Below are 14,719 nucleotides of genomic sequence, written 5' to 3'. Positions count from 1 at the left end.
TGCCTATTGCAGGTGTGCCCGCCTCAGCTGAAGCCTCATCCTCATAATAACTTACACTGTAATCGGAAGACCCTTGGTCTGCGCCTAATGCTACCGAATCGTTTTGAGTTAAATCGAATACTGCACTCCCATTACTGTCCGAATCGCATTCTTCTAGGTTAGATATAGAAATAACTGAAACAGTTGATAAACAAACTTGAAAAGGCGATACATCAAAACAATCCTCATTTAAACTGTTCTTTATCTTTGCATATAAAGTTGAACAGCCCTCTTGTAAAACATAATTATCAAGATTTGTTATTTCATTGTCATCAGCCAGTGCATCTGATTCTGACTCATAATAAGTTATTATAAAATTTGGATTCGTTTGATCTCCTAAAATATCAGAATTATTAGCTGTTAAATCAATTGAAATTTCTTCATCATCAACCGAACATTCAGCATAAGACTCTATATTTTGGATTGAAGGCTGAGCATAGATAACTCCATTGATATCTACTACTCTGTAACAATTCTCTTCGGGTTCCTGAATTCGAACAAAGACGGTAACTTCAATATCATTCGGAAAGCTATAACTTTCCGGATCATCTATAGAATTAGCAGTATTACCGTCTTGTGCATCATTACTATTTTCATAGTAAGAAACTTCATAGTCCTCAGGATTATCTATAAATTCAGTAAGCGTTTCAGATAAATCATAATTGAATGAAGGTTCCGTATTCGAGTTACATCCGCCTAAAACCTCTACTGATTCTGTATTTAACGTTATATCGCCTTCTGTTACTTCAACGGTCAATGTGTCTTCGCAAAATTCATTGACCCAATTAAAGGTATAAGTACCTATATTATCCAGACCTGAAATTGTTGTAGTTCCGGAATTTGGATTGTCAATTACGGTAGAAGAAGGGTTATTTGCATTGTCCGCTACCCATTGGCCGACTCCTAAAGCTTCAACATTAATCGTGTTAACACAAGAAATAGAAAGAGGGTTTTCTGATATAATTCCAAAATTGGCGGTAAACTGTATCGCATCTAAATAATTTCCTGTTGTAGGACTACCCGTAGCGGTTGATATAGCCCTAAATTCAAAACGTGTAACGGGTTGTCCAGCAGGCACAGTATAAGAACCTACTTTTAAGCTCCAGCCAGCATCAATTTCAGAAGAGTATTGAGAAACTAAAGTGAGTGTTCCTCCTGGAGATCCCGCATAAACTCCTACAACATCTTCTCCTGAATCGGCTGAATTACGAGCAGCATGTGCAAAAATAAAAGAAAACTCAGTACCCTCAACAGGCGTTTGATAATCTTGATAGACACCAGAAACCTCATTTGCATTTAGTTCAATATATTGATTTCCAGAATAAGCATTTATTCCTCCAAGAACGGTTGAATTAGGCCAGAACTCAATTACTCCATCTGAAGCGGTGGTTGACCAGCCTGGAACATCTACATCGTCGATAAAAGAGGGATAACCGGATTGCATAATCGTTGGTTCCTCAAAATCATAATTAACAGTTGTAATCATACAGTCTCCTTCCTGATCGGCAAAAACAATCTCCAATTGTATACTAACTGTAACACTACAGCCATTCTCGTCAATAACTTCTAACTCTACTGTAAATGTCCCTAGACCATCATATAGGTGAGAGACATTTATTCCATTTGCCGTTTCTCCATCTCCAAAATCCCAATTATATTGTGCTCCTGCAGGACTGTCTTCAAAAATAACATCTGCTGTAAAAGTCACTTCATCAGAAAAACTTACGGTGTAACTCCCGGTGTCATCGTCGAAGGTAGAAGGAGACACTTCTGTTATATTAGCGTCTATAGTTTGACATTGCTCTATACAGGAAATTTCTGATTGCCATCCTGGCCCAGGAGAAAATGAACCGTCTAATACGAGTTCAAAAGTTAAACAACCGGATGTATTCTGGTCTCCCGCTAAAATTACGTCGGGAATATTACCAACTTCATAAATATCAATTAAAGGCGCATCGGTAGAATCCCCATCATACACGTGTAATGCATCATCACCCAATAAAAGAAATGTTGAAAAATCAACTTGGATTCTCATATCATCCTCATCCGGACATATCGTCATAAGGCTAGATTCTTCATTGAAAGAAGAGTAAGTACCGTCGGGTCCTCCGGAATCATAAAAATTTCCTGAACAGGTATTAATAATATCCTGCTCTCCCATATTATATTCTTGAGCGTACACCCATACGGAAAAAAATATTGAGATTAATATAGAGAGTATTTTCTTCATAAATTATATTATTCTTAATCATTAAGCTTTTGTGCTTTCGTTGCTTTTATAAAACAACAAGCTATAAGAAATCCTACCTTATAGCTTGTTAAATTTCAACTTGACGCCTATCTATTTAAATAAACCCAACCTTTAATTACTTCTGATGTTGAATCATTTAAATCTAAGATATAGTAATACGTACCTGTGGGCAGATCATTACCAGCCTCTGAAGTACCATTCCAATAGTCTTTATTTGTATTTCCTTGATAAACTTTTTGACCGTAACGAGAGAAAATTTCAAGCCTAAAGTTGGGGAAATTCTCTAAAACACCGCTAATTTCAAAAACATCATTTATCCCATCTCCATTTGGCGAGAAGCCTTCAGGTATAAAAGGCTCGCAAACTTCTGATACAAGCTGAATTGAATAAACCTCAAAACAAGTTTGCTGACTTGTCGCCACATAAGCATACACGGTTTCTACGTTAGATGAATTTACAAAATCCTGTGGATTTGAAATTTTATTAGAATCTTCTACTGCATCTTCTAATGAACTATAATACCCAACTAATGTCCTATCTTGAGATAAATTTAAATCGCTTTCTATTGCTGTTAAATCAAAAGACGAGGAGTCCTCATTAACACAAGAAGTTAGTTCTTCAGCTTCAACAACAGCTACCTTTTCTGATTCGATAACAAAACTATCTACATCAAAACATGTTGAATTTTGACTATTCTCTAATCGAACAAAAATTGTTTGCGTTTGGTTGGAAGCTAAATAATTTGGCGGAGTACTTATTTCATTTGTATTATTCGTTGCATCATCTAAGGATGTAAAATATTTAATGTCAAATAATGAAGGATCTTGTCCATCTAGAATAGTAGTATTATTTGATGTAAGGTTAAAATATGCTAATCCGTTATCTGAAATTGTACAAGACTGTAAATCTTGCGGGCTATTTATAAGCACATCTATAGCACATGCCTCAAAACTGCTAATTTGGTAACATTGCTCTTGGTTACTGTTTTTCACCTTTACAAAAATTGTATCACACCCAATTGCGCTCAACTCAAAATTTGCAGAGTCTGTAATTTCATTTTGATCATTTTCGGCATCAACCTGACTTAAATAATATGAGATATCAATAGTACTTGGATTCTGATTACCTATAATATTAGTATCGTTTAATGTTAAGTCAACAACATAAACCCCCGTACTATTATCACAAGTGTTTAATTGTTCTAGTGATTTAATTTGTGGAACTGTATAGGCTGATAAGACTAGCGCTACTACTTCATAACACCCTTGATTGTCTATACGAAGAAATATGGTCTCTGTTGTTCCGGCTTGAACACTAAAATTTGTTGGAGAAGAAATTGCATTTGCTAAATTACCAAGATTGGCATCTGCTTGTGACTCAAAATAATTAATTTGAAAATCATTAGGATTATCTATAAAAATAGTTTCCGTTTGTGTTAGGTCATAACTTTCTTCCCCTGTCTGATCACTATCACAAGTAGGGTCTATATTAGCTAAAACAGTATTTACATTTGGAGAAGATAAAAAGCCTAATTCTATTTCTCCTAGTACGTAACAACCGGCATCATTTTCTACTCTCACATATACAATCTCTCCAGAAAACGCTTCTTGGTTTGTATAGTTTGTAAGTTCAGTATCAGGGATTGGATTAAGGTCAAAAGCAGCTTCTAACTCGTTAGTGTGATATGTAAACTCACCATTTGTTGAAAATTGATTTTCAACTGAAAGTAAATCGAATTGTTCAAAGCCATCTCCGTCTTGATCACATTTTTCAATCTGAACATAATCTGTTTCTAGTTCAATAGCATCTATAAAAACTTGAACGTTCTTTAGGCTATGACGATCTGTTATAGCTCCCGTAGAAGCAGAAAATCCAAAATACCCTTCAAGTATTGTTTCTACACCATCAAATGGTGTAGGTACTCCCGTTAAAACAACTTCATCATCTATAACGACTTCAATTTGAAAGTTATCCCAAGAAATTTCAGCATGTTTATATTGAGGGCTCCTCAATTCCGGAACATATGCTTTTAACATATCTGTATCAGGGAAGGTTTCATCGTATCCTTCTCCATAATATACCTGAACTTCAGGGTTCGGGTTATGATTGGGGTTATTATTATCATTATCATAAACATCAAAACAAACTTTTAAGCCATTAGAGTTATTAGGTAATCCTAAACTTCCTCCTAAAACAAAATCTGTGGGGGGATTTTCTAAATACCAAAATGCTAATCCGTCTGCTCCTCCTCCGTCAAAGATTCTAAAATCAAATTCTACTCGCCATTTATCACATTGATTCAAGTTATAAGGTTGTGAAAAGAAAATAGATCCGGTTTGCGAGGTGTTGGCAGTTGTTAGCACTAGTTCCTCCCCTTCTATATCAACTCCTACGGGTGTCCACTCAGAAATATCCGGAGGGTTTCCTGTTATTTCTGCCACTAAGGTTGATTGAGCTAAAGTAGTAGTATTACTCAAAAATAACAGCATAAAAACAATTGTAAATCGTAAACAAATAATTTTGCTTCTGTCTTTCAATATATCTTTATATTTTTTCTTATTTCTCATTGTTGTATATTTTCAATAAATGTTACCTATTCAAATAAACCCAACCTTTAATTACTTCTGATGTTGAATCATTTAAATCTAAAACATAGTAATATGTGCCTGTGGGCAGATCATTACCGGCCTCTGAAGTACCATTCCAATAGTCTTTATTTGTATTTCCTTGATAAACTTTTTGACCGTAACGAGAGAAAATTTCAAGCCTGAAGTTGGGGAAATTCTCTAAAACACCGCTAATTTCAAAAACATCATTTATCCCATCTCCGTTTGGCGAGAAGCCTTCAGGTATAAAAGGCTCGCAAACTTCTGATACAAGTTGAATTGAATAAACCTCAAAACAAGTTTGCTGACTTGTCGCCACATAAGCATACACGGTTTCTACGTTAGATGAATTTACAAAATCCTGTGGATTTGAAATTTTATTAGAATCTTCTACTGCATCTTCTAATGAACTATAATACCCAACTAATGTCCTATCTTGAGATAAATTTAAATCGCTTTCTATTGCTGTTAAATCAAAAGACGAAGAGTCCTCATTAACACAAGAAGTTAGTTCTTCAGCTTCAACAACAGCTACCTTTTCTGATTCGATAACAAAACTATCTACATCAAAACATGTTGAATTTTGACTATTCTCTAATCGAACAAAAATTGTTTGCGTTTGGTTGGAAGCTAAATAATTTGGCGGAGTACTTATTTCATTTGTATTATTCGTTGCATCATCTAAGGATGTAAAATATTTAATGTCAAATAATGAAGGATCTTGTCCATCTAGAATAGTAGTATTATTTGATGTAAGGTTAAAATATGCTAATCCGTTATCTGAAATTGTACAAGACTGTAAATCTTGCGGGCTATTTATAAGCACATCTATAGCACATGCCTCAAAACTGCTAATTTGATAACATTGTTCTTGGTTACTGTTTTTCACCTTTACAAAAATTGTCTCACACCCCATGGCGCTCAACTCAAAATTTGCAGAGTCTGTAATTTCATTTTGATCATTTTCGGCATCAACCTGACTTAAATAATATCCTATATCAATAGTACTTGGATTTTGATTACCTATAATATTAGTATCGTTTAATGTTAAGTCAACAACATAAACCCCCGTACTATTATCACAAGTGTTTAAGTCTATTGTATTTCGAATTTTTGGTATAAAGTATGATGATAGATTTAAAGCAACGACTTCATGACAATCTCCTTGATTAATTCTTAAAAAAACATTCGTTATTTCTCCTGTCTGTATACTATAATTTTCCGGTGAATCAATAAGACCAGATGAATCTTCTGTGTCTGCAGCAGATTGTGTCATGTAATATTCAATCTGATATTCTTGCGGATTATCGACAAATAAATCTTCAGCTTGTGTAAGGTTAAAAAACACAAGACCATCGTTATCTTCATCACAAACCGAAGGTAAACTTGCTGCAATAGTATTTACAGGAATTGACCCTTGAACGACTTCAACAGTCAACAAATCAAAACAAACTTGATTAGTCCACGCAAAAGTATAAGTCCCTACATTATCAAAGCCCGTAATAGTTGTGCTACCTGAATTTGGGTCTGTAACAACTGCAGGAGAGGGATTACTACTATCATCGGCAATCCATTGCCCATCCCCTAAAGCCTCCACAGATATTGAGCTTGTACAGGATATAGTAAGTGGATTTTGAGACAGAATACCAAAATTAGCTGTAAACTCAATAGCATCTAAAAAATTTCCGACAGTAGGCTGTCCCGTAGCAGTAGAAATAGCTCTAAACTCAAAGCGAGTTACACCTTGGTTTGCTGGAACTATATATGTTCCTGTTTTTAAATCCCAACCTGTATTTACCTCTGTTGAATATTGATCAATTAACGTAAGTGTACCTCCCGGAGCACCTGCATACACCCCTACAATATCTGAACCGCTTGGAGCTGAATTACGAGCCGCATGGGCAAAACTATAATTAAACTCCGCACCTTCTATAGGTGTCTGATAGTCTTGATAAACACCAGAAACTTCATTAGCGTTTAATTCTATATACTGACTTCCTGAATAAGCTGTAACGCTACCTCCATTATTAGAGCTTGGCCAAACTTCTATGACTCCGTCTGAAGCGGTTGTTTGCCATCCCGGCACATTATCTTGATCCTCCATAGAGGGCCAACCAGAAGATGAATCAATTTGTGGCTCCTCAAAATCATAGTTTATAGTAGTTATTACACAATCTCCATTTTGTGCTTGAATATCCACATTTAACAAAAACAAAAATGTAAAAGCAATTGTTAACTTTATTGTTAAGCATTCTTTCATCATATTTTCCTTTTTAACAAATTTATTTTTTTTAAACATTTAACCTCCTTGCAATTATAATTATAAATGCAAGGAGGGGTTTAAAAAATTAAATCATTTATTCCTTAATCAATTGCTTAACTACACTTGTATTATTATCCCCGTAAATTTTCACGAAGTAAACTCCTGCATTAAAATTAGAGATATTACTATTGAAAACCTTATTACTATTTGGGGTGATAAGTTTAATTAGGCGCCCATTAACATCATAAATTTCTACTTTGTTAATTGTATTGGCATTAGTTTCAATAGTAATATCTCCTTGTGTTGGATTTGGGTATATATTAAATGACAACTCTTTTGCTTGCCCAACACTAAGTTCACAGAATTGATTAGGATCTGTTAATGTTACCGTAGCCGTAGCTATTGATGTATTTCCACTAGCATCTATTACAGTTAGAAGCACTTCATTTTCTCCTAAATTATCGCAATTTAAAGACACAACATCCAAACTCATAGATGATATCTCGCAATTATCTGTTGAGCCCGCATCTATATCTTCCGGAGTTAAACTTACCATTTGTCCTTCTGTCATTTCTATACTAATATCATTGGCTACTGCATTAGGTTCTTCAACATCTAATACATTTACCTCAAAAGAACAAATAAGTGGTTCTTCTTCTCCTTGAGTAATTTCAAATACGTTGGTAGTAATTCCAATTGGAAATTCTTCTCCGTTTGCTAATCCTTCAGTTTGGATAACCTCTATTGCAGGAAGATTTACTAAAACTTGTGCGTTTTTCATTTTAGAACCAAAATTTCCTCCCCATCCTTCAGCATCTCGTCCTCCGTGAAGAAAATAAATACTCCTTACTCCAGATCCATAATTAGAAAAAGTATGTGTTATTGTTTGCGAAGTAGCATCTGTAGTGATTTCTCCGCTATCAAAACTTACAACAACATTCCCTTCTGAATCTCTAAGTTCAACAATCAAAAAATATTTATCTGCTTTATTAGAACTTGTCCCTTGATAATCTTCTGATATGGTAATAGTGGGAGCTGAATCCATTTGATCATTTGAAAAACCTGCTTCTCCTAAATCTATAATTTGTGATTTCTCGCAATTACTATAAGAAGTTACAAAACCTCCATTTTGCGCAGCCCATCCGCTACCCCCATTTGCGTCTATAGTCCAACCGTCTAAACCATCTTCTCCACTAGGGTTTACGATTAAATTTTCAGAAGGACCTCCATCTGCTGATTGAGGCGCATTATAGGTTACAATTGCACTACAATTACCTTCTTCCACCAAAACCTCTATATTTTCAGGACATGGAGGAGTAGTAAAAGATACAGGTCCTATAGGATTGCCTGCTTCACCATCACAAATTGCTCTAATATAAACTTCATAAGCAGTATCAATCGATAATTCATTAAGTAAATACTCAGGTTCATCTTCATCAACTATTACGGTGCCATTACCTAAACTAAATCCGGGTATTCCGTATTCAATTTCCCATGATGTTTCAATTCCATTTGATTCCCAGTTTATTTGAGCAGAATTCCCCATAATATTAGTAATTTCAATGCCTGAAGGATCAGGACAAGGAATTTCATTTACAACAATACAAAAATTGCCTTGAGAATTTTGTTTACCATCTACTTGGATATAATAAGTGTTTCCTGCTGTTAATCCTGTTATTTCCAATCGAGATGTGGTATTCTCTTCACTAATATCTTGATTACAAGCTACTACCTCAGTAAGAGTTGATAAATCATTGACATTAGAAGGAGCATTATAAACAGCTAATTGAGAGTCAAAATCTGATGGATCAATATCCGTAGTTATTACCACCGCTCCAACTTCAGGCGCTACAAAAGAAAACCAAATAGTGTTATCAATTGTATCTTCTGGCAAATAGCAAGACGGAATAGGTTCTCCCTCTTGAGATGTAGCGCTTACATTATGATATAAATCTCCTGTACATTCCGCATTTAAATCTAAACTTATAGCACTCTCTAAATTATCATTTTCAGGAGATTCTGGACATGAAGCTGTTGTAGAAAAAAGAGTGGTACCTGCTGTCCCTTCACCCGCATTTTTAGTATAAATCGTAGTGCCGAACGAATCCTTAATTTCAATTTCAACAATTGAAGACCAAGTACCCGCATTTGACCAAAATAATTCAAAATCATACCCGTCACATATAGGAACCTCCACATTCATTCCTTCGCCTCCCGGCGATTGCAATGTTGCTACAGTTATTCCATTTTGTCTCACCTCCATAACACTACCGTACCATCCGTACCCATATTGATCTGACAATACAAAAGTATAATTACATTGCTCTAATGGATCACAAATTGGTGTATTAAATGAAACAGGACCAACATCAACACTCTCACTTCCATCATCACAGATAGACCTTACATAAACTTCATATTGAGTTGCGGCTGAGAGTGACTCTAAAGTTTCACCTATAGCACCATCTGTATCTTCTACAATAGTTCCATTACCCAACTCAAAACCAATCTCTCCATATTCGATTTCCCATTCATCAATTTCCGGGATGCTTTCCCAACTTATTTCAGCTTCTGTCATAGTTACATCTGAAACTGCAATATCATAAGGAGCTAAACAATCATTTGCTTGTTCTCCACTTACAGCTATAGCATTGAACACAGCTTCTCCGGTATTAGTTTTTTCAAAATCTATCGTTTCTATATTTTTTGCTTGATTGGCTACAGAAATTTCCAATGTCAACTGAAAAAGTTTAGGGTTATTAAACGGTGTTTCTACATTGTTATTAGAAATATCTCCTCTACCTATTCCCGAAATTTCTACTGGCAAACCTGTTTGGTACCAATCAGGAATAGATAACCCCGTAAATTCTTGGGTTGTGCCATCTTCAAAATTAACAGTAGCCTTAATAGTAGACGAACCACTACCCGATGTTACTAAAAAATATAAAATTGAAAATTTTTCAGGAGTTGTTAAAGTGAAAGTCCCTCCGTTATCTACTCCGGCTTGATCTATTCTTAATGAGTTATTTCCTTCATAAGGTTCATCTTCAGTAGGTACCTGATAGGTTAAACCTGTAGTAGCTTGACTAGAAATAAGTCCTGTTGCTGGTAAACCTACTGTTATATCAGCATCACCTTCATTTAATTTCCAATCTTCAGATAAATAACAAAATGAATCTGCATCAATTGGTATTGAAGTAGATTCTGACATTGGACCAACTCCGTTGGCAATAACATCTTCATTAAATCCTGTTACTTCTATTGGACCTACTTGAGCGTAAGCACTCCAACAGAAACATAATAAAATTATAAAAGTAATTTTTTTCATAAAATTTAAGTTTTAGGTTGATGATTAATCATTAGACACGTTACACTACAACAAAATACATCTAAGCTTTTAATCAAAATTTTTCATAAAATTAACATAAAACATCTTAAAGCAGTATCAATAATGTTTCATTAAATATAAAATATGTTTCAAGCTAATAAACACAAGCCTTCAAACTAAGAATAATCTTATATTTTAACAGATAAAAAAGCTTTATTTTTCTATAAATTGACTTGGAGTAACCCCATAAATATCTTTAAAACACTTAGAAAAATAAGATGGACTTCCAAAACCGGTTTGATATGCAACTTCTGAAACTGTAAAATCTTCAGTAAATAATTCTATTGCTCTTTTTAGACGTTGTAATTTTATTATTTGACCCGCAGATGTATTTGTTATCGCTTTTACTTTTCTATGCAAACTTGTTCTACTCATATTTAACTTCTCCGCTAAACGCTCTACATTAAATTGTTCATCATTTAATTCTGAGTTTACAATTGTTAGAACTTCTTTTATAAAAGGATCCTCTTCAAAAGTATTCAACTCTTGAGGTATTTGCTTATTTTTATCGGGTAACTTATGTAAGTTTTCATAAAGAAAACCTCGTTGTTGTTTCCTAAAGTCAATCAAGTTTTTTATCCTTAACTCTAACTCAACTAAATTAAATGGCTTATATAAATACTCATTCGCGCCTGCTGCCAAGCCTTTTAATTTACTTTCAGTATCTGTTTTGGCTGTCAATAAAATAATAGGAATATGATTAGTTATTATATTTCTTTTTAGTTTAGAACATAATTCTATGCCGCTCATTCCTCCCATCATAACATCTGTAATAATAACATCAGGGAGAGTTTCTTGAGCAACTTGTAAAGCTTCCTCTCCGCTTCCTGCGACAGCTACTTGATAATACGCTGTTAAACAATTCTTTATAAACTCTCTCAATTCTATATTATCTTCAACAATTAGAACTATATCTTTGTATAAATCTGGCTTACAACTAGCCCCTTTCTTTAAGGAAGCTTTATTTTCTTCTATTTTTTTATACGGAAGAATAATAGTAAAAGTCGTCCCTGAAGGGTTTTCTATTTGACTTTTCACTGTGATTTCTCCATTTTGTAAATTAACCAGTTCCTCCACCAAAGACAGGCCTATACCACTGCCTGTTGTATTACTCTCAATTGAGTTCTCTCTATAATACCGATTAAAAATTTTCTTTAAATGAATATCAGAAATACCTATTCCTGTGTCTGCTATTTTAATCTCTATTCCATAATCAAGTTCTCTTAAACCGATAAAAATCTTACCATTTTCCTTGTTATACTTAATAGCATTAGATAACAAGTTATAGACAATTCGTTCTAAAAATTCTTTTGAAAAAGAAAAAACTCCACTTGAGGAATTATTAAAAGACAACGTTATTTGTCTATTACTCAATTCTTCCTTGAATGCATCAACAACATCCCAAATAACTTCACCTATAACCCCCTTTGAATATGTTGGCTTAAGCACACCTGCTTGAATTTTTGAAAAATCTAACAGCTGATCTGTTAGACCTAAAAGACTTTTTCCGTTCTGAAGGATTATATTTAACAATTTCTTATCCTCTTTTTTATCTAGCTTTGCTTTAAGACGTTCTGCAGGGCCTAAAATTAAAGATAAGGGAGTTCTTAACTCGTGTGTAATATTTGAAAAAAATTTACTTTTAACTTCATCTAATTCTTTTAAACGAATAGCTTCTTTGTTTTTTAATGCTACCTGATTAGCCATCACTTTTTGATTAACCTGATATCTTATATAAATAAAAATAAAAAAAAGAAACACTAAAATATAAAGAACTATAGCCCACCAAGTTTTCCACCATGGAGGAGATATTTTTATGGTCATTTTTTTTATTTTATCACTCCAAATTCCAGATGTGTTTGATGCATTTACCTCAAAACTATACTCACCTGGAGGAATTTTCGTATAAATTGCCTGTCTTCTTTTATCAACTTCTTTCCATTCTCCATTTTTATCATAACCTATTAAACGATACCTGTAATTAATATCCTGAGGTTGATTAAATTGTAATGCTGAATACTGTATAGACAAACTATTTTCTTTATAAGAAAGATTTAATTCATCAACAGAATTACTATTACTAATTGTATCTATACTTTGGTTATTTACTTCTATTGATGTAATAGATGTAAGAGGATTAAACTGATCTGTTTTTAAATTCAATGGATTAAAACGAACTCCCTTTTTTGTACCTCCAAATGCAAAAAAACCGTTTGGAAGTACTAATTTATGATGTCTATTATATTCTAATAGAGAAATACCATGAGCAGATGTAAATGTTTTCTGTGAAAAATCTTTTGTATTAAACCTACAAAGCCCTGCATTTGTTCCTAACCAAAGATAACCGTTATCATCTGTTAAAATCGAATAAATCGTGTTATCAGGAAGACCTTGTTTAGTAGAGTATATTGTACTCTTCAAGTTTTTAGTATTAAACTTTATTAATCCACTATAAGAAGCAATCCATAAAATATGATCGAATTCTGGATCATTTATGATATCTATTAAATTTGAAACTGGGAACTCTTTATTACTAATCTTTTCTACAGACTCATTTTCTAAATCAAAAAAATATAGACCATTTGACTTTGTTATAATCCACAACTTATTTTCAGCAAATAATAATCCATTTGGTTTAATTTTCCCGTTCTCATCTATAGCTGCATTAAATTTTTCCGATAAGGCTTCCCATTTGACTTCTAATGAATCATAACACATTAGCTTTCCGCTTTCTAATATAGCTGTTAACTTATAATTATCAATCAAAGTCAAACCTACTATAGGATCTGGATTTTTCTTTACAGAATTTAGTTTTGGCAACTTATTTCTTTCACCTGTTTCAAAATTGTAATTATAAACAGTTTCATTAAGAGCAATCCAAATTTCATTCTTTGCTGTATAAGAACGCATATAATAAGATAAAGGCAAAAAGAATTTATCTTCAGAAATTATATCTTTTTCAGAATTAATATCTATTTCGTAATAATTTTGCAGAATATCCACTAAAAAACTATCTTCATAGGTGAAGTTTTTAAATTGATGCGAAAAATCAATTTGATAAACACCATCGGTGTTTAATGCCACCCATAATAAACCTGACTTATCCAGTAAAAAGGTTTTTACTGAATTGTTTGTTTTCATAGGTAGATCGGCAATATGAGACACACTATCCTTATACGAGTAAAGTTTTTGATTATGAACAAAATAAGCTACATCACAATCATAAACACTCATGTTTTTTATACTATATTTTAATTTAAATGGTAAAACATCTCTTTTAAAAGATTTTTTTTGTAGACTATATTTATAAAGGAACTCTTTATCAGACCAAACTATCTCTTCATCATTAATTTGATAAACATATGGAACATCATATCCAAAATAAGCATCATTATTATAGTTCATTTGGTAAGGAATCTTTTCACTAACAAAACTATTATTAACCTCATCATACCAGCTAATATTATTTTGAGAAAGAACCCAAAACCTTTTTTTATTATCTTCAAATAAAGCCCTTATAGTGTCGTTCTTAAAATCGAATTCACTATCATTCTGCTTTCTATTTAAACTAATTCTTTTAAGCTTATTAGTTTTCGAGAAAAACCATAGCTCCTTTTTAGCAGTTATCAACCAAGTTTCATTATTGTCTGAAATATTATGTTTTAAAATAAATGCTTTGTCTATATAATGGTCCACATTCTCAGTAGACATATTTAAAGCATCGATTTCTCCTGACTCATATCTAATTAAAAGAGTGTTGTCTTGAGTTTTTTCTATATGCATTATTAAATTTGAAGCTAACGATTTTTCATTTCTAGGTTCGTGCTGAAAAACTTTATAATTATTACCATCAAAGCGCACCAAACCATTTCTTGTTGCAATCCAAATAAAGTCATTTTCACCTTGAACAACACCAGAAACAAAAGATTGAGGCAAACCATCATCAACAGTTATATGCTTCACACTCTGCGAAACAGAAATAAAAGGTAAACAAAACCATAGTATAAAAAAGAAGGTATATTTCAAATTCATCATAATAATCTATAAATCCTTTATAGGCTCTATTGCTTAAAAATATGTTAAAGAATGTTCTAGACAAAAGAAAGTGTGCTTTAATTCTTCTTTTATTTTACAGCCATAATAATTTTTGCAATTATCATAATTTATTTAAA

The 14,719-nt window shown here is 33.1% G+C and carries 5 protein-coding genes; all 5 read right to left on the bottom strand.

What is annotated here, in order from left to right; genetic code table 11:
• Nucleotides 1-2,269, bottom strand: a 2,269-nt coding sequence (locus tag D9R05_RS13960; protein WP_162985002.1) for a PKD domain-containing protein, incomplete at its 3' end; no start/stop codon positions are given.
• 107 nt (nucleotides 2,270-2,376) lie between these two features.
• The gene (locus tag D9R05_RS13955) at nucleotides 2,377-4,857 is read right to left on the bottom strand and encodes a T9SS type B sorting domain-containing protein (protein ID WP_121667847.1); all 2,481 of its coding nucleotides are present in this window, start codon (nucleotides 4,855-4,857) and stop codon (nucleotides 2,377-2,379) included.
• Nucleotides 4,858-4,879: 22 nt separating this feature from the next.
• Nucleotides 4,880-7,159: a gliding motility-associated C-terminal domain-containing protein gene (locus D9R05_RS13950; protein ID WP_162985001.1), complete on the bottom strand. Its 2,280-nt coding sequence runs from the start codon at nucleotides 7,157-7,159 to the stop codon at nucleotides 4,880-4,882.
• A gap of 94 nt (nucleotides 7,160-7,253) precedes the next feature.
• Nucleotides 7,254-10,487 (bottom strand): T9SS type A sorting domain-containing protein, encoded by a 3,234-nt coding sequence (locus tag D9R05_RS13945; protein WP_121667845.1) that lies wholly within the window; start codon nucleotides 10,485-10,487, stop codon nucleotides 7,254-7,256.
• A gap of 213 nt (nucleotides 10,488-10,700) precedes the next feature.
• Nucleotides 10,701-14,582, bottom strand: coding sequence for a response regulator (locus D9R05_RS13940; RefSeq protein ID WP_121667844.1), 3,882 nt, complete (start codon nucleotides 14,580-14,582; stop codon nucleotides 10,701-10,703).
• Between the last annotated feature and the right edge of the window lie 137 nt (nucleotides 14,583-14,719).

Source organism: Mesonia aquimarina, from assembly GCF_003667275.1.
GTDB lineage: Bacteria > Bacteroidota > Bacteroidia > Flavobacteriales > Flavobacteriaceae > Mesonia > Mesonia aquimarina.
Note: the sequence above shows the minus strand (reverse complement) of the source record. Positions and strands in the feature narration are given on the sequence as shown.